Source organism: Streptomyces sp. NPDC006487 (assembly GCF_042870555.1).
Taxonomy (GTDB): Bacteria; Actinomycetota; Actinomycetes; order Streptomycetales; family Streptomycetaceae; genus Streptomyces.
In genome coordinates, this window is record NZ_JBIAHN010000014.1 from 183,281 (window position 1) to 199,673 (window position 16,393).

At 71.6% G+C, this 16,393-nt stretch carries 17 protein-coding genes; 10 read left to right on the plus strand and 7 right to left on the minus strand.

Translation table 11 applies throughout. The features are described from left to right. The first annotated feature begins 231 nt into the window (after positions 1-231). A complete protein-coding gene (locus tag ACFYM0_RS25495) occupies positions 232-711 on the plus strand; it encodes an SsgA family sporulation/cell division regulator (protein WP_266908420.1) in 480 nt (159 codons plus the stop codon). Between the two features lies 1 nt (position 712). Here ACFYM0_RS25495 and ACFYM0_RS25500 read toward each other — a convergent pair whose 3' ends face one another. Further along, positions 713-2,140: an FAD-binding oxidoreductase gene (locus ACFYM0_RS25500; RefSeq protein ID WP_388505259.1), complete on the minus strand. Its 1,428-nt coding sequence runs from the start codon at positions 2,138-2,140 to the stop codon at positions 713-715. Positions 2,141-2,149: 9 nt separating this feature from the next. Here ACFYM0_RS25500 and ACFYM0_RS25505 point away from each other — a divergent pair, with 9 nt between their 5' ends. Then, positions 2,150-3,727, plus strand: coding sequence for a tetratricopeptide repeat protein (locus ACFYM0_RS25505; protein WP_388505262.1), 1,578 nt, complete (start codon positions 2,150-2,152; stop codon positions 3,725-3,727). A gap of 216 nt (positions 3,728-3,943) precedes the next feature. Here the strand turns inward: ACFYM0_RS25505 and hppD are convergent, their stop codons facing one another. Then, positions 3,944-5,095, minus strand: coding sequence for a 4-hydroxyphenylpyruvate dioxygenase (gene hppD, locus ACFYM0_RS25510; protein WP_388505264.1), 1,152 nt, complete (start codon positions 5,093-5,095; stop codon positions 3,944-3,946). Positions 5,096-5,228: 133 nt separating this feature from the next. Here hppD and ACFYM0_RS25515 point away from each other — a divergent pair, with 133 nt between their 5' ends. From ACFYM0_RS25515 to ACFYM0_RS25550, 8 genes are all read left to right on the plus strand, one after another. Beyond that, on the plus strand, positions 5,229-5,699 hold the full coding sequence (locus tag ACFYM0_RS25515; protein ID WP_327252965.1) for an Lrp/AsnC family transcriptional regulator: 471 nt from the start codon (positions 5,229-5,231) through the stop codon (positions 5,697-5,699). Positions 5,700-5,739: 40 nt separating this feature from the next. Then, on the plus strand, positions 5,740-6,387 hold the full coding sequence (locus ACFYM0_RS25520) for an ABC transporter permease (protein ID WP_388505267.1): 648 nt from the start codon (positions 5,740-5,742) through the stop codon (positions 6,385-6,387). 97 nt (positions 6,388-6,484) lie between these two features. Further along, positions 6,485-7,696 carry a betaine/proline/choline family ABC transporter ATP-binding protein gene (locus ACFYM0_RS25525; protein ID WP_388505434.1) on the plus strand — a complete coding sequence of 404 codons (1,212 nt, stop codon included), beginning with the start codon at positions 6,485-6,487 and terminating at the stop codon, positions 7,694-7,696. Continuing rightward, positions 7,693-8,559, plus strand: a complete 867-nt coding sequence (locus ACFYM0_RS25530; RefSeq protein ID WP_388505270.1) for an ABC transporter permease — start codon at positions 7,693-7,695, stop codon at positions 8,557-8,559. Before ACFYM0_RS25525 ends, ACFYM0_RS25530 begins: the two co-directional genes overlap by 4 nt. Continuing rightward, positions 8,560-9,552 carry a glycine betaine ABC transporter substrate-binding protein gene (locus ACFYM0_RS25535; RefSeq protein WP_388505273.1) on the plus strand — a complete coding sequence of 331 codons (993 nt, stop codon included), beginning with the start codon at positions 8,560-8,562 and terminating at the stop codon, positions 9,550-9,552. Between the two features lie 76 nt (positions 9,553-9,628). Then, positions 9,629-10,249 carry an ArsR/SmtB family transcription factor gene (locus ACFYM0_RS25540; protein ID WP_388505276.1) on the plus strand — a complete coding sequence of 207 codons (621 nt, stop codon included), beginning with the start codon at positions 9,629-9,631 and terminating at the stop codon, positions 10,247-10,249. Between the two features lie 58 nt (positions 10,250-10,307). Next, complete coding sequence (locus tag ACFYM0_RS25545) at positions 10,308-10,553, plus strand: hypothetical protein (RefSeq protein WP_388505279.1); 246 nt, start codon at positions 10,308-10,310, stop codon at positions 10,551-10,553. Continuing rightward, positions 10,550-11,845, plus strand: a complete 1,296-nt coding sequence (locus ACFYM0_RS25550; RefSeq protein WP_388505282.1) for an MFS transporter — start codon at positions 10,550-10,552, stop codon at positions 11,843-11,845. Before ACFYM0_RS25545 ends, ACFYM0_RS25550 begins: the two co-directional genes overlap by 4 nt. On the opposite strand, the gene ACFYM0_RS25555 is transcribed toward ACFYM0_RS25550, so the two are convergent. The 5 genes from ACFYM0_RS25555 to ACFYM0_RS25575 all read right to left on the minus strand — a co-directional run bounded on the left by ACFYM0_RS25555 (position 11,775) and on the right by ACFYM0_RS25575 (position 16,293). Beyond that, positions 11,775-12,572 (minus strand): PDZ domain-containing protein, encoded by a 798-nt coding sequence (locus ACFYM0_RS25555; protein WP_388505285.1) that lies wholly within the window; start codon positions 12,570-12,572, stop codon positions 11,775-11,777. The genes ACFYM0_RS25550 and ACFYM0_RS25555 overlap by 71 nt on opposite strands. A 112-nt stretch (positions 12,573-12,684) precedes the next feature. Continuing rightward, positions 12,685-13,326 (minus strand): IclR family transcriptional regulator, encoded by a 642-nt coding sequence (locus ACFYM0_RS25560; RefSeq protein WP_054222485.1) that lies wholly within the window; start codon positions 13,324-13,326, stop codon positions 12,685-12,687. A 405-nt stretch (positions 13,327-13,731) separates the two neighbouring features. Further along, positions 13,732-15,516 carry a DEAD/DEAH box helicase gene (locus ACFYM0_RS25565; protein WP_266877913.1) on the minus strand — a complete coding sequence of 595 codons (1,785 nt, stop codon included), beginning with the start codon at positions 15,514-15,516 and terminating at the stop codon, positions 13,732-13,734. A gap of 172 nt (positions 15,517-15,688) precedes the next feature. Then, a complete protein-coding gene (locus tag ACFYM0_RS25570) occupies positions 15,689-16,096 on the minus strand; it encodes a type II toxin-antitoxin system death-on-curing family toxin (RefSeq protein WP_388505289.1) in 408 nt (135 codons plus the stop codon). After that, entirely contained in the window at positions 16,093-16,293 is a 201-nt protein-coding gene (locus ACFYM0_RS25575) for a hypothetical protein (protein ID WP_388505292.1), read from the minus strand. Before ACFYM0_RS25575 ends, ACFYM0_RS25570 begins: the two co-directional genes overlap by 4 nt. Between the last annotated feature and the right edge of the window lie 100 nt (positions 16,294-16,393).

Sequence of the window (16,393 nt, forward strand, 5' to 3'; positions counted from 1 at the left end):
ACCGCCCCCCGGCAGGTCCGGTAACGGGAGAATCCAAGCGTTCGGGCGAACCCTGACGAGCGCGGGCCCCGTACGGAAGATTTCGGTCATCCGATTGATTTCGGCCAATCCTCGACCTGCCTCGCGAAGTCGCGTCATACCCGGGCACTTCGGCGCTCTCTGCGGGTGTGGGCCGGCCCTCCGGCCCCGCGCACCACCCGAACACGTACCCCGTACCGAAGTGAGGCCGCCATGCAGCACCCCGTCGTCGAGCGCGAGCTGGAACTGAAGCTGGTCCTGTCCCCCGAGCGCAGCGTCCCCGTCCCCGCCCGGCTGCTGTACCTGACGGACGACCCGTACGCCGTGCACATCACCTTCCACACCGGCTCCAGCACCCCCGTCAACTGGACCTTCGCCCGCGAACTGCTGGTCGAGGGGGTGTTCCGCCCGTGCGGCCACGGCGACGTACGGATCTGGCCCACGAAGGTCGGCCAGCAGGCCGTTCTGTGCATGGCGCTCAGCTCCCCCGACGGCGACGCCCTGCTGGAGGCCCCCGCCGTGTCGGTGTCGGCCTGGCTGGAGCGGACCCTGAGGATCGTGCCGCCCGGCACCGAGGCCGACCGGCTCGGCCTGGACGCGGCGCTGGCCGAGCTGCTCGCCCCGACGCCGGCCGACGAGCTGTGGATGCGCGACCCGTGGCCGTCGGACGAGTCGGCGGACGGAGAGCTGTGACTCAGAACAGCTTGCCCGGGTTGAGCAGTCCCTCCGGGTCGAAGGCGTGCTTGACGGCGCGCTGCATCTCCAGCCCCACCGGGCCGAGTTCGCGGGCGAGCCAGTCCTTCTTCAGGACGCCGACCCCGTGCTCCCCCGTGATGGTCCCGCCCAGTTCCAGCCCCAGCGCCATGATCTCCTCGAAGGACGCGCGGGCCCGCCGGGTCTCGTCCTCGTCGGCGGGGTCGAAGCAGACGATGGGGTGGGTGTTCCCGTCGCCCGCGTGCGCGCAGACCCCGATGAGCAGGTCGTGCGTACGGGCGATGGCGGCGGTCCCGTCCAGCATCTCGGCGAGCCGGGTGCGCGGTACGCACACGTCGTCGATCATCGTCGCGGGCCCCAGGGCCTCCAGGGCGGGCAGGGCCATCCGGCGGGCCTGGAGGAGCAGTTCGGACTCCGCCTCGTCCTCGGCCGGTACGACGGCGCTCGCCCCGGCGGCGGTGCACAGCGCTCCCACGGCGGCCAGGTCCTCGGGCGCGTGCGGGGTGTCGAAGGCGGCGAGCAGCAGGGCCTCGGTCGTCTCGGGCAGGCCCATCTTGCCCAGCGCGTTGACGGCGCGGACGGTCGTACGGTCCATCAGTTCCAGCAGCGAGGGCGTCAGACCGGCCTCCATGACGGCGCAGACGGCCGCGCAGGCCGCCGCCGCGGAGGGGAACTCGGCGGCGAGCGCGAGCTGGCGGGGCGGGGCCGGGCGCAGGGCGAGGACGGCCCGGACGACGACGCCGAGGCTGCCTTCGGAGCCGACGAACAGGCGGGTGAGGTCGTACCCCGCGACGCCCTTGGCGGTGCGCCGGCCGGTCTGCAGGAGCCGGCCGTCGGCGAGGACCACGTCGAGGCCGATGACGTACTCGGCGGTGACCCCGTACTTGACGCAGCACAGACCGCCGGCGGCGGTGCCGATGTTCCCGCCGATGGTGCACTGCTCCCAGCTGGAGGGGTCCGGCGGGTAGTGCAGTCCGCGCTCGGCGACGGCGCGCGAGAGGACGGCGTTGACGACGCCCGGTTCGACGACGGCGATCCGGTCGACGGTGTCGATCTCCAGGATCCGGTCCATCTTCACGAGGGAGAGCACGACGCAGCCGTCGGAGGCGTTGGCCGCGCCCGACAGGCCCGTACGGGCACCTTGGGGGACGACGGGCACGCGGAGCGCGTGGGCGGTGCGCATGACGTGCCGGACCTGTTCGACGGTCCGGGGCAGGACCACGGCGGCCGGGGTGCCCGCGGCGCAGAAGCTCGCCATGTCGGTGGCGTAGGAGGCGGTCACCTGCGGGTCCGTCAGCAGGGCCTCGGGCGGGAGGCCCTCCAGGAGCACCGCATGGAGCCGCGGGGCGAGCGGGGCGTCCTGCGGGGCGCGGCTCGGGGCGCGAACGTCGTCAACTTCGTCAGCCATGGTGCCAGCGTGACAGTCGGGGCCATCGGTGTGAACACGCCCGCGACGCTCTTCGGACACCTCGGCGAGCTCTTCATATTGACGCACAGTGACTCCATGGACCCTATGCGCGACGCATCCGTCTCTCAGGAGAGGCAGCAGCAGGCTGCCCCGCCCGTGACCTTCACCGGCCGCAAGACGCTCGTGGCGGCGGCGGCCCTGGTGGTCCTGATCGCCGGGGCCCTGCTGATCCGGCCGGCCCGCACGGGCGACGACGCGCGCCCGCCGGGGCCCAGCGAGCGGGCCCGCGCGGCGGTCGGCATGGGGGCGCCGGTGGCGGCGGTGGACCTGTCGGCGCTGGTCGCCGACCGGGAGAAGTGGGTCGCGGGGCACCCGGACGACGAGGCCTCGTGGGCGGTGCTGGGGTCGGCGTACCTGGAGCAGGCGCGGCGGACTGCCGATCCCGGCTGGTACCCGAAGGCGGAGGGAGCGCTGAAGCGCTCGCTGGAGCTGCGCCCGGCGGAGAAGGGCAATTTCGACGCGATGACGGGCATGGGCACGCTGGCCAACGCCCGGCGGGACTTCGGGACCGGGAAGAAGTGGGGCGAGCTCGTACGGGCACAGGCGCCGAAGCGGTGGACGGCGTACCCGGTGCTCGTGGACGCGTACGGAGGTCTCGGGGACTACAAGGCCGCGGAGAAGGCCATGGAGAGCCTGGTGGACCTGCGGCCGGGGCTGGCGGCCTTCATGAAGGCCTCGCAGGTGTACCGGGACCGGGGCTGGCGCGAGGACGCGACCATGTCCATGGAGCACGCGGGCGGCGCGGCGAAGGCCCCGGCGGAGAAGGCGTACGTGCTGTTCCGCCTCGGGGAGCTGGCGTGGGAGCGCGGCGACGACGCGGAGGCCCTGAAGCAGTACGAAGCCGCGCTGCGCACCGATCCGGCGCAGGCCCAGGCGCTGGGCGGCCGGGCGCGGGTGCTGGCGGCGCTGGGGCGGGGCGGGGAGGCCGTACGGGACTACCGGCTGGCGCTGGGGCGGGCCTCGGTGCCGGCACTGTCGCTGGAGCTGGGCGAGCTGCTGGAGTCCCTGGGCCGGGGCGACGAGGCGAAGGCGGTGTACGACGGGATCGTGGCGCAGGCCGCCCGGAGCGGGGTGAACGAGGAGCTGCTCCTGGGCCGGTTCGAGGCGGACCACGGCGACCCGGCGGCGGCCGTACGGCGCCTCACGGCGGAGTGGGCCCGGCACAAGAGCGTGCAGGTGGCGGACGCGCTGGGTTGGGCGCTGCACAAGACGGGCGATGACGCGGGGGCCCTGGAGTACGCGAAGAAGGCCACCGAGCAGGGGCTGCGGATCGCGGAGTTCTCGTACCACCGGGCGATGATCGAGCGCGGCCTGGGCGACGTGGCCGGGGCGCGGCGGCACCTGGAGGAGGCCCTGCGCACGAACCCGCGGTTCTCGCCGGTGCGGGCGCCGCTGGCCAAGCAGGCCCTGGCGGCCATCGGCAAGCCCCCGGCGGGCGGCCCGGAGAACATGCAGCCCACCAAGCCGTGGGTGGCTCCGGAACTCCCGAAGGCGAAGCCGGTGCCCAAGCCGAAGCCGAAGCCGTAGGAGGCGGGCCGGGCCGGGGCCGCTGCGCGGGGCGTCCCGGGCTCTGCCCGGACCCGCGCCTCAAACGCCGGCGGGGCTGGATGTTCCAACCCGCCGGCTTTGAAGGTGCCGGGCGACGCCGGCCGAATCCAGCCCCGCCGGCGTTTGAGGCGCGGGGTCTGGGGCGGAGCCCCAGCAACCCCGGCTCGGCCGGGCCCGCAGCCCGGACTGCGCAATCTACAGATTGCCCCGCTTCTCCTGCTCCCGCTCGATCGCCTCGAACAGGGCCTTGAAGTTGCCCTTGCCGAAGCCCATCGACCCGTGCCGCTCGATCATCTCGAAGAAGACGGTCGGGCGGTCCTGGACCGGCTTGGTGAAGATCTGCAGCAGGTAGCCGTCCTCGTCGCGGTCGACGAGGATCTTCAGCTCGCGCAGGGTCTCGACGGGGACGCGGGTCTCGCCCGCCCACTCGCCGAGGGTGTCGTAGTAGGAGTCCGGGGTGTCCAGGAAGGTCACACCGGCCGCCCGCATCTCGCGCACCGTGCGGACGATGTCGTTCGTGGCGAGCGCGATGTGCTGGACTCCGGCGCCGCCGTAGAACTCCAGGTACTCGTCGATCTGCGACTTCTTCTTCGCGATCGCCGGCTCGTTGATCGGGAACTTCACCTTCAGGGTGCCGTCCGCGACGACCTTCGACATCAGCGCCGAGTACTCGGTCGCGATGTCGTCGCCCACGAACTCCTTCATGTTCGTGAAGCCCATGACCTTGTTGTAGAACGCCACCCACTCGTTCATCCGGCCGAGCTCGACGTTGCCCACGCAGTGGTCGATGGCCTGGAAGGTGCGCTTGGCCGGGGGCTCGACCATCGGGGCGACGGAGACGAAGCCGGGCAGGTAGGGCCCGGTGTAGTCGCCGCGCTCGACCAGGGTGTGCCGGGTCTGGCCGTAGGTGGCGATCGCCGCCATCCGCACCGTGCCGTGCTCGTCGGTGAGCTCGTACGGCTCGTCGAGGCCGCGCGCGCCGTGCTCGACGGCGTAGGCGTAGGCCGCCTTCACGTCGGGGACTTCGATCGCCAGGTCGACGACGCCGTCGCCGTGGTCGGCGACGTGCTCGGCGAGGAAGCGGCCGCGGTCGGTGGAGGCCTTGATGACCGAGGTGAGGACGAACCGCGCGGCGCCGTTGGTCAGGACGTAGCTGGCCGTCTCGCGCGTGCCGTTCTCCGGTCCGGAGTAGGCGACGAGCTTCATGCCGAAGGCGGTCGAGTAGTAGTGCGCGGCCTGCTTGGCGTTGCCTACGGCGAAGACGACCGCGTCCATGCCCTTGACCGGGAAGGGGTCGGCCTTGGCGGCGGTGGACGGTGCGGTGTCGAGCGGCTGGGTCTCAGTCATGACGGCAGAGTCCCGCCGTTCCACAAGCTGCGCAATAGTTTCCATTTCTGCTGTACAGACTGCCCAGTATCAGCCCACCATGGCTGGGATATCTGTGCACTATGACCACCGACCGACCGCCCGGGAGGCACCCATGGGAATCGACGAACTCGACGGCCGGCTCATCGTCCTGCTCGCCCGCGAGCCCCGGATCGGGGTGCTGGAGGCCTCGCGCCGGCTCGGCGTGGCGCGCGGTACGGCGCAGGCCCGGCTGGACCGGCTTCAGTCGAACGGAGTCATCCGGGGGTTCGGTCCGCAGGTGGATCCGGCGGCCCTGGGCTACCCGGTGACGGCCTTCGCCACACTGGAGATCAAACAGGGGCAAGGCGCGGACGTACGAGCCCACTTGGACGGGGTTCCGGAGGTGCTGGAGCTGCACACGACGACCGGCCACGGGGACATGCTGTGCCGGCTCGTGGCCCGGTCCAACGCGGACCTTCAGCGGGTGATCGACCGAGTTGTCGCGTTTGATGGGATCGTTCGGGCTTCGACAGCGATTGTCATGGAGAATCCCGTACCCTTGCGGATCATCCCCCTGGTCGAACAGGCGGCCGAGGACGACTGACCCGACCGGCCTGCGGCAACGACGGACGAGGTGACGTGGCGTGAGCTTCTGGTCCTACCTGTCCAGCCGCCACCAGCAGCTCCTCACCGACGCCTTCCAGCACGCCAGCGCCGTCTTCCAGTGCATGGTGATCGCGACCGCCCTCGGCGTCGCCATCGGCGTGCTCACCTACCGCAGCGGCTGGGCCGGCAACCTCGCGGTCACCTCCACCTCCACGGTGCTGACCATCCCCTCCCTCGCCATGATCGGCCTGCTGATCCCGATCGTCGGCCTCGGCGTCGCGCCGACCGTGATCGCCCTGACGCTGTACGGGCTGCTGCCCATCGTCCGCAACTCCATCGTGGGGCTGCGCGGGGTGGATCCCGCCCTGGTCGACGCCGCCAAGGGCATCGGGATGTCGCGCAGCGCCCAGCTGCTGAAGGTGGAACTGCCGCTCGCCTGGCCGCCGATCCTGACCGGCATCCGGGTCTCCACCCAGATGCTGATGGGCATCGCGGCCATCGCCGCCTACGCCTCCGGGCCGGGCCTGGGCAACGAGATCTTCCGCGGGATCGCCTCGCTCGGCAGCGCCAACGCCATCAACCAGGTCCTCGCGGGGACGCTCGGCGTCGTCATCCTCGCCCTGCTCTTCGACGCCGCGTACGTCCTGCTCGGCCGTCTCACCATCCCGAGGGGAATCCGTGTCTGAGCCGAAGCCCGCGCCGAGGACCAGCCCGCAGCCGACGACCGGTCCGCAGGCTCCGGAGGCTGCGAGCCCCCGGCCGGCCGCCGCCTCCGGCGCCACTATCCGGCTGGAGAACCTCACCAAGCGCTACCCGGGCAACCCCCATCCCTCCGTCGACGACGTCTCGATGGAGATCAAGGCGGGCGAGCTGGTGGTCTTCGTCGGCCCCTCCGGCTGCGGGAAGTCCACCACCCTGAAGATGATCAACCGGCTGATCGAGCCCACCTCCGGCCGGATCCGCATCGGCGACGAGGACGTCACCGACATGGACCCGGTCAAACTCCGCCGCAAGATCGGGTACGCGATCCAGTCCTCCGGGCTCTTCCCGCACATGACGGTCGCCGAGAACATCGCCCTGGTCCCGAAGATGACCGGCTGGTCCAAGTCCCGCGTCAAGGACCGGGTGGAGGAAATGCTCGACCTGGTCGGCCTGGACCCGCGCGAGTTCCACGGCCGTTACCCGCGCCAGCTCTCCGGCGGCCAGCAGCAGCGCGTGGGCGTGGCCCGGGCCCTCGCCGCCGACCCGCCCGTCCTGCTGATGGACGAGCCCTTCGGCGCCGTCGACCCCATCACCCGCGACCACCTCCAGGACGAGCTGATCCGGCTCCAGCACGAGCTGCACAAGACGATCGTCTTCGTCACCCACGACTTCGACGAGGCCATCAAGCTGGGCGACCGGATCGCCGTCCTGCGCGAGCGCTCGCACATCGCCCAGTTCGACACCCCCGAGGCGATCCTCACCAACCCCGCCGACGACTTCGTCTCCGGGTTCGTCGGCGCCGGGGCCGCGCTCAAGCGGCTCAACCTCACCCGGGTGCGGGACGTGGAGATCGCCGAGTTCCCGACCGTGTCCGTGGACGACCCGCTCCAGCAGATCTTCAACACCCTGCGCGCCGGACAGGGCAACGAGCTGCTGATGCTGGACCGGCGCGGCCGCCCGTACAAATGGCTGCGCCGCGGCGACCTGATGCGCGCCAAGGGCTCCCTCGCCCGGGCCGGCCAGCTCGTGCACGACACCGTGACCCGGGACGCGACCCTGCACGACGCCCTGGAGGCCGTACTGACCGACAGCGGCGGCCGGGTGGCCGTCACCGGGCGGCGCGGCGAGTACATCGGCGTCGTGGACATGGAGACCCTGATGAACTCGGTGCACGAGATGCTGGAGGCCGACCGGCTGACGGCCGCCGAGCACGCGCACGACCTCGAGGAGCTGCGCCACCACCGCACCGAACGGGACCTGGAGGGGCTCCGGGACGGTTCGGAGGGCTCATGAGCCCGCGGAACCCGGTCTCCCCCGAGCGCCCGCCCGGCGAGCACGAGCTCAAGGGCCACGTCTTCCGCGATCCGGAGGACCCCGGGCCCGACGAGGAGGTCATGGCCTCCATCGCGCCGCCCCGCCCCGGGAGCCGGCTCACCTGGGCCCGGCTGGTGACCCTGCCCATCGTGCTGGCGCTGGTGCTGCTGGCCACGTACCTGTGGATCACCAACGCCACCCTCGACACGATCGCCGAGAACTCCCTCAAGGACGGCAACGTCGAGCTCCGGCTGTGGCAGCACGTCCAGCTCACCGCGATCTCCACCTTCTGGGTGCTGGTCATCGCGATCCCGCTCGGCATCGCCCTCACCCGCCGCGGTCTGCGCCGGGCCGCCCCGCTGGTCACCGCCGTCGCCAACATCGGCCAGGCCACCCCGGCCATCGGCCTGCTCGCCCTCCTCGTCATCTGGCTCGGCATCGGCCCCTCGACGGCGATCATCGGCATGGTCGCCTACGCCGTCCTGCCCGTGCTGTCCAACACCGTCGCGGGGCTGCGCGGGATCGACCCGCAGCTGGTGGAGGCCTCGCGCGGGATCGGGATGTCCTCCATGGGAACCCTGATGAAGGTCGAACTGCCGCTGGCGGTCCCGCTGATCCTGGCGGGCGTACGGACGGCCCTCGTCCTCAACGTCGGCACCGCGACCCTGGCCACCTTCGGCGGCGGCGGGGGCCTGGGCGACCTGATCACCTCCGGGATCCAGACCCAGCGGATGCCGGTGCTGGTGCTGGGCTCGGTACTGACGGTGGCACTGGCGCTGTTCGTGGACTGGCTGGCCTCCCTGGCCGAGACGGTCCTGACCCCGCGCGGGCTGGAGGCGTAGATGGACCGGCTCCCCCTCTCCGTACGGACGGCCGCGGCCTGCGCGGCCCTGCTGGCACTCGGGCTGCCCCTGGCGGGCTGCGGGCTCAAGAGCGGGTCCCCGATGGTGGACGACGTCCTGCCGGGCTCGGTCGGCCAGGGGCAGCCCCTCAAGGGCGCCTCGCTCACGGTCACCTCGAAGAACTTCAGCGAGAACATCGTGCTCGGCCAGATGATCGGCCTGATCTTCAAGGCGGCCGGCGCGGAGGTGCTGGACCGCACCAACCTGCCCGGTTCGATCAGCGCCCGCGAGGCGATCATCCAGGGCGACGCGGACGCCATGTACGAGTACACGGGCACGGCGTGGATCACCTACCTCGGCAACGACAAGCCGATCACGGACCCGTACGCGCAGTGGGAGGCGGTGCGGGACGCCGACGTGAAGAACGGCGTGGCCTGGCTGCCGCCCTCCACGCTCAACAACACCTACACGCTCGCCATCAGCAAGAAGAACAACGCCAAGTACGGGCTGAAGACCATGTCGGACGTGGCGGCGCTGTCGCAGCGCGACCCCAAGGCGGTGACGGTCTGCGTGGAGAACGAGTTCGCCTCGCGGGAGGACGGGCTGCCCGGGATGGAGAAGGCGTACGGGATGAAGATCCCGGCGGGCAACGTCATGAAGATGGACGCCGGGATCATCTACACGCAGGTCTCCACGTCCGATTCCTGTCTGCTGGGCGAGGCCTTCACCACGGACGGCCGGATCAGGGCCATGGACCTGGACACCCTCGCCGACGACAAGCACTTCTTCCCCAACTACAACGCGGCGCCGGAGCTGCACGCGAAGACGCTGGAGAAGTATCCGGCGATCGCGGGGCTCCTGGACCCCCTGTCGAAGCGGCTGACGACGGAGACGGCGCAGCGGCTCAACGCGCTGGTGGACGTCGACGGGCGGGATCCGCACGACGTGGCGAAGGAGTGGCTGGTGGCGGAGGGGTTCATCAAGGAGGGGTGACCTCCGGAACGGGACGCAAAGAAGTGCTTGCAAAGAAACCCTTGCACAGACTTCTTTGCAACTCTACTGTTGAGGCATGCCCGAGAAGAACGCCCAGCCCCAGCCCCAGTCCCAGTCCCAGTCCCCGCAGCCGGCCGAACCCCAACTCCGCAAACTCGACGCCCACTCCCTGCGCGGCCTGGCTCACCCGCTGCGCATCCGACTGCTGGGCAACCTCCGCCTGCACGGGCCGGCCACCGCCTCGCAACTCGCGGAGCAGCTCGGGGAATCGAGCGGGGCCACCAGCTACCACCTGCGCCAGCTCGCCGCGTACGGGTTCGTCGAGGACGCCCCCGAGCACGGCAAGGGCCGCGAGCGCTGGTGGCGGCCGTCCCAGGACGGCACGATCTTCGACGAGGCGCTGATCTACGACACCAACCCGGCCACGCGCGGCGCCGCGGAGGTCTTCATGGCGGAGATCGTGAAGATCCACGAACAGGAGCTGTCCGCCTGGCTGGGCGACGCGCACACCTGGTCGGTGGAGTGGCGCCGGAGTTCCGAGCTCAGCGACTTCTCACTGCAGCTGACCCCCGAGCAGAGCCACGAACTGGTCCTCAAGGTGCACGACCTGATCAACAGCTACCGCGATCTGCCGCCCTCCGAGGACACCGAGACGGTCCGCTTCCACACGCACGCCTTCCCGGTCCGCACCAAGTAGCGCCCACGCGGCCACGCAGCAGCACCCACAGCACCCCTTTCGCAGAAGGAGCCCTGCCGTGCACGCCTTCAGCCATGCCCAGATCCATGCCGGGACCCACGCCGCCCGCACCGCCGAGGCCGCCGCCTGGCGCCGTGCGCACGAGGCCGCACCCCGCCTGCGCCGGCGCCCCGGCGCCGCCGTGCGCAACCGGGTCGGCGAGGCCTTGATCGCCGCCGGGATCCACCTCATACAGCCCGCGCACCTGCATGCGCGCATCATCCGCGGCGCCCACGGCCCCCGGCCGTACGGCGGCATCGCGTGAACCGTCGCCCCTTCACCGCCGTCCTGATCGCCAACACCATTTCGATAGCCGGGAGTTCGCTGTCCCTCATCGGCGTGCCCCTGTTCGTGCTCCAGACCACGGACAGCGCCGGCCGGGCCGGGATCGTCGCCTTCTGCGCCACCCTGCCCGTCGCGGTGGCCGCCCTCGTCGGGGGCCCGGTCATCGACCGGATCGGCCGCCGCCGGGTCTCCGCCGTCTCCGACCTGATCTGCGGACTGGCCGTGGGCGCGATCCCGCTGCTGCACCACACCGGGCTGCTGCAGTTCTGGATGCTGTGCGCGCTGATGGCGGTCGGCGGCCTCGTCCACACCCCCGGACTGACCGCGCGCTACGTCATGCTCCCCCATCTCGCCGAACACGCCGGCACCACCGTCGCCCGCGCCGCCAGCCTCTACGACGCCGTCTCGCGCGGAGCCCGCATGATCGGGGCCGCGCTGGCCGGCGTACTGATCGCCACGGTCGGCGCCGAGTCGGTCCTGCTCCTCGACGCGGCCACCTTCGGCGCCTCGGCGCTGCTGGTCGCCGTGTTCCTGCGCGGGATACCGGCCGCCGAGCCGCAGCGCGCCGCCGGGAAGGTCTCGTTGGCCGGCTACCGGGCCGAACTCGCCGAGGGCTGGCGGTTCCTGACCCGGGCCCGGCTGCTGCTGGGCATCACCCTGATGGTGATGACGACCAACGGCATCGACCAGGGCTGGTCCTCGGTCCTGCTGCCCGTGCACGGCCGCGAGGCCCTGGGCGGAGCCGCCGCGCTCGGCCTGATGATCGCCCTCTTCGGCGGGTTCGCGCTGCTGGGGGCCCTGCTCTACGGAGCCTGGGGCGAGCGGTTCCCCCGTAGGGCCGTGTTCGCCGCGGCGTTCCTGCTGGCCGGGGCCCCGCGCTACGTGGTCGCCGCCTTCACCGACACCCCGCTGCCGCTCGCGGTCACGATGGCGCTGTCCGGGCTGGGCGCGGGCGTGCTCAACCCGATCCTGACCACCGTGACGCTGGAGAAGGTGCCCGACGCCCTGCGCAGCCGGGTCGCGGGCGTGACCACGGCCGGCTGCGAGCTGACGATGCCGCTGGGCGGGCTGGCCGCGGGCCTGCTGGTCGACGGCTTCGGGGTGACGCAGGCCCTGCTGGTGTTCGGCGGGGCGTACTTCCTCGCCACGCTCTCGCCCCTGCTGTTCCCCTCCTGGCGGAGCATGGAGGCGGCCCCCCGGCTCAGCAGGACGGAACCGATTCGCCCTTCTGCAGAGCCCGCAGCGCGTTCACCGCATCCGTCAGCGAGGTGACGGGGACCAGCCGGAGCCCCTCGGGGAGTTCGGACGAGGCGTCCGAGCACTCCGCCGCCGGTACGAGGAACACGGTCGCCCCGTCGCGCCGCGCGGCCTGAGTCTTCAGGGCCACCCCGCCGACCGCGCCGACCTCGCCGTCCGCGCTGATCGTGCCCGTACCGGCGATGGTGCTGCCGCCGGTGAGATCGCCGCCGCTGCCGTTCCCGTCGAGTTTGTCGACGATGCCGAGGGAGAAGAGCAGTCCGGCGCTCGGACCGCCGACGTCGGCGAGGTTCAGCTCGACCTTCACGTCCTTCGGGTCCTTGTGGAGGTAGCCGAGGGCGGCCTCGGAGGCCGTCGACTGCGACTTGGTCATCTCCTCCAGGTTGTGCTCCTCGATCTCCTTGTCGCTTCCGCCCGAGGGGTACACCGCTTCCCTGGGCATGACCGCGCGGGAGGTGTCGAACCAGTCGCCGACCAGCTCGGGGAGGGTGACGGAGGTGGAGGGGCCGGTGGCCTGGATGGTGGTCATCCGCAGCTGGCCGGTGGTCTCGCGGGTGGGTGCCCCGGTGATGGAGATGACCTGCTTGCCGTCACGGGAACCGAGCACGTCGGCCGTGAGGCCCGGCTGCGCGATCACGAAGGGCAGCGGTGCGAAGGCCGCGACGGCGAACAGCGCGAGCACGGGCACGGCGCAGACGGCGAGGGCGGCGGGACGCGGCAGACGTGTGAGGCGAGAGAGCACCGGGTCAATCTAGCGCGGGTGCCCCCGAACGGGTCGAGCCGCGCCCCCTGCGGTCGGGGGCGCGGCTCGGTGTCCGGGATGTGCCGCGCTTGCGGCCCTGCTGCTCCGCGGCTCAGCGCAGGGCGTCGGCCACCTCGCGGGCGGCGTCCACCACGCGCGGGCCGACCCGCTCGGGCACGGCGTCGGCCAGCATGACGACGCCCACGCTGCCCTCCAGCCCGGTGATGCCCACGAGGGGCGCCGCGGCACCGCTGGCGCCCGCTTCGAGCTCACCGTGGGTCAGCGTGTACCCGGGCTCGATGAGCGTGCCCTGACGGGCGGCCAGGATGGCCCGGCCGGCCGCCCCGCGGTCCAGCGGATGCCGGAAGCCGGGCCGGTAGGCCACGTGGTAGTCGGTCCAGGTCGGCTCGACGACCGCCACGGCGAGCGCTTCGGTTCCGTCCACGAGGGTCAGGTGCGCGGTGGCGCCTATGTCCTCGGCGAGGGAGCGCAGCGCGGGCAGCGCCGCCTCGCGCACGAGCGGGTGCACCTGGCGGCCCAGGCGCAGCACTCCGAGCCCGACGCGCGCGCGGCCGCCGAGGTCGCGGCGGACCAGGGCGTGCTGTTCGAGGGTGGCCAGAAGGCGGTAGACGACGGTGCGGTTCACACCGAGGCGGTTGGAGAGCTCGGTGACGGTCAGACCGTGGTCGGTGTCGGCGAGCAGTTTGAGAACTCGGAGTCCTCGGTCGAGAGTCTGGGAGGTTTCCGCGGTCACGACGCCTCTCCCTCTTTCGGTGGGCGGCGGTGACTCTCTGGGGATAGCGCCGCCGGTCCCTCGGCGACGCACGGAGAGGCCGCCGGTAGCGGCCATGGCACCGGCTGCGCTCCCGCGGCGGCGCTGCCACGGGGCGTTCGATGCGGGGACAGTAGCGAGCAGGTTCGCTCAGCGGAAGGGCTCGTCCAGAATCCGGGCGCCTACTGCCGTTTTATGCCGGTTGAAAACGCGCATCGCCGTCGATTCGTGACCTTCGGCCCCTGGCGTCGGCCCCCGTCTCCACAGGGCCCCCGTGCGGCCGCGCAGGGCCTCCCACCACGGGTGCGGCGAGAGCGCCACGACGGCCCGGGCGAGCGGGAACCGTACGAATCTCCCCCCGCCCGCCGCGCCGCATTCCGTAGGAAATCACCGCATCCGGGTGGCCCACTCCTGGACCTTCTTGATGCGCTCGCGCAGCTGTCCGGCCGTGGCTTCCGCGCTCGGCGGTCCGCCGCACACGCGGCGCAGTTCGGTGTGGAGCACGCCGTGCGGTTTGCCGCTCTGGTGGACGTACGCGCCCACCATCGTGTTCAGCGACTTCCTCAGCTCGAGCAGTTCCTTGTGGGAGACCACCGGCCGCCGGTCGGCGGGCAGCTCCAGCAGGTCCGCCTCCGAGTCCGGCTTGCGCTTGCTGTGCGCGATCTGCCGCGACTGCCGCTTCTGGAGCAGCATCTGCACCTGGTCGGGTTCGAGCAGCCCGGGGATGCCGAGGTAGTCCTGCTCCTCTTCACTGCCCGGGTGGGCCTGCATGCCGAACTCGGCGCCGTCGTAGAGGACCCGGTCGAAGACGGCGTCGGACTCCAGCGCCTCGAAGGACATCTGCTCCTCGTCGCCGGTGTCCTCGTCCTCCTGCTTGTTCGCCTCCTCCATCTCCTTCTCGGAGTCGGCGTACGGGTCTTCCTCGCCCTGCTTCTTCGGCTTGTCGAGGACGTGGTCGCGCTCGACTTCCATCTCGTTGGCGAAGCCGAGCAGGTAGGGAATGGTCGGCAGGAACACCGAGGCCGTCTCGCCGCGCCGGCGCGAGCGCACGAAGCGGCCGACGGCCTGCGCGAAGAACAGCGGGGTCGAGATGGTGGTGGCGTACACGCCGACCGCGAGCCGCGGTACGTCGACGCCCTCGGACACCATGCGGACGGCGACCATCCACCGGTCGTTGCTCGCGGCGAACTCGTCGATCCGCTTCGAGGCGCCCGTGTCGTCGGACAGGACGACGGTGGCCTTGCTCCCCGTGATCTCCCGGATGAGCTTGGCGTAGGCGCGCGCGGAGTCCTGGTCGGCGGCGATGACCAGCCCGCCCGCGTCCGGGATGCCCTTCCTGACCTCGGTCAGCCGCTGGTCGGCGGCGCGCAGCACGTTCGGCATCCAGTCGCCGCGCGCGTCGAGCGCCGTGCGCCAGGCCTGCGAGATGGCGTCCTTGGTCATCGGCTCGCCGAGGCGCGCGGCGATCTCGTCGCCCGCCTTGGTGCGCCAGCGCATGTTGCCGCTGTAGGAAAGGAAGATGACGGGCCGCACGACCCCGTCGCCCAAGGCGTTCCCGTAGCCGTACGTGTAATCGGCGGAGGACCGCCGGATTCCGTCGTTCCCTTCCTCATAGGCGACGAAGGGAATGGGATTCGTATCGGACCGGAAAGGCGTACCGGTGAGGGCGAGCCGCCGGGTCGCCGGATCGAACGCCTCCAGGCAGGCCTCGCCCCAGGACTTCGAGTCACCGGCGTGGTGGATCTCGTCCAGGATCACCAGGGTCTTGCGCTGCTCGCACCGGTTGCGGTGCAGCATCGGGCGCACGCCCACGCCCGCGTACGTGACGGCGACCCCGTGGTAGTCCTTGCTGAGCGGGCCGGCGGAGTAGTCGGGGTCCAGCCGGATCCCTATCCGGGCGGCCGCTTCCGCCCACTGCTTCTTCAGGTGCTCGGTCGGTGCGACGACGGTCACCTGCTGCACCACGTGGTGGTGCAGCAGCCAGGACGCGAGTGTCAGGGCGAAGGTGGTCTTTCCGGCGCCGGGGGTCGCGACGGCGAGGAAGTCGCGCGGCTGGGTCTCCAGGTACCGGTCCAGCGCACCCTGCTGCCAAGCTCGCAGGGCGCTGGCGGTACCCCACGGCGCGCGGCCGGGGAAGGCGGGTGAGAGGTGGTGGGAGGCGGTAGTAGTCACGGTCTCCGGTTCGGGCTCTCGGCGGCGTATCCGTTCCGGGCGGCGTGCATTCCGGGCATCGGTACGGCCAGCGGTACGGGCAGTCGTACGTAGGACAACCGGGCCACCTTACCGGCCCCGGCCCGCCCCCCGCGGAGGGACAGGCCCGTGACCTCGGGGCGTGCGGCGAGCGTCACATTCGCCGGGCGAGAGTGCGCAGCCGCTCCGCGATCCGTCCGGTGTGCTCCTCGTCGCCCGCCGCCACGTCGATGACCAGGTCGTACGCCGCGTCCTGATCGGCATCACCGAGATCGACGCCGTTGAGGGCGAGGAAGGTGACGGCGGCGAGCCAGGCGGTGCGCTTGTTCCCGTCGACGAGGGGGTGGTTCGTCGCGATCCCGTGCAGCAGGGCGGCCGCCTGCTCGTAGGTGTCCTCGTACGCCGAAGTCCCGAACATCCTTGCCCGCGGCCGGTGCACAGCGGACTCGAGCAGCCCGGGGGCCCGCAGCTCGACGGGCTGGTCCTGGGCGAGGCAGGCATACCGCGCGAGGTCGAGAACCTCTCCGAGGGTCAGGTGCCGGGTGAGGTGTCCGGTGCTCATTCCCCGAGCCTCCTCAGCAGCCCGGCATGCCGCCCGGCCAACCGCGCGGCCTCGCTCCCGGCCCGCTCCCGCTCCCCCAGCACCCAGGCCCGTACGGCCGCCAGCACGGCGTCCTCGACGCTCTGCCCGGTGGCATCGGCCAGATCGTCCAGCTCCACCCGCTCGGCGTCGGGCATGGCGATGGTCAGCTCTTTCATCCCCGGATGCTAGCCAGATCCGCCCCCGGCCCGCGCCCGCGTTTCCGTTGGTACGACCCACCCGGGCAGCGCCGGGGCCGGCGAAAATCCAGCCCCTCCG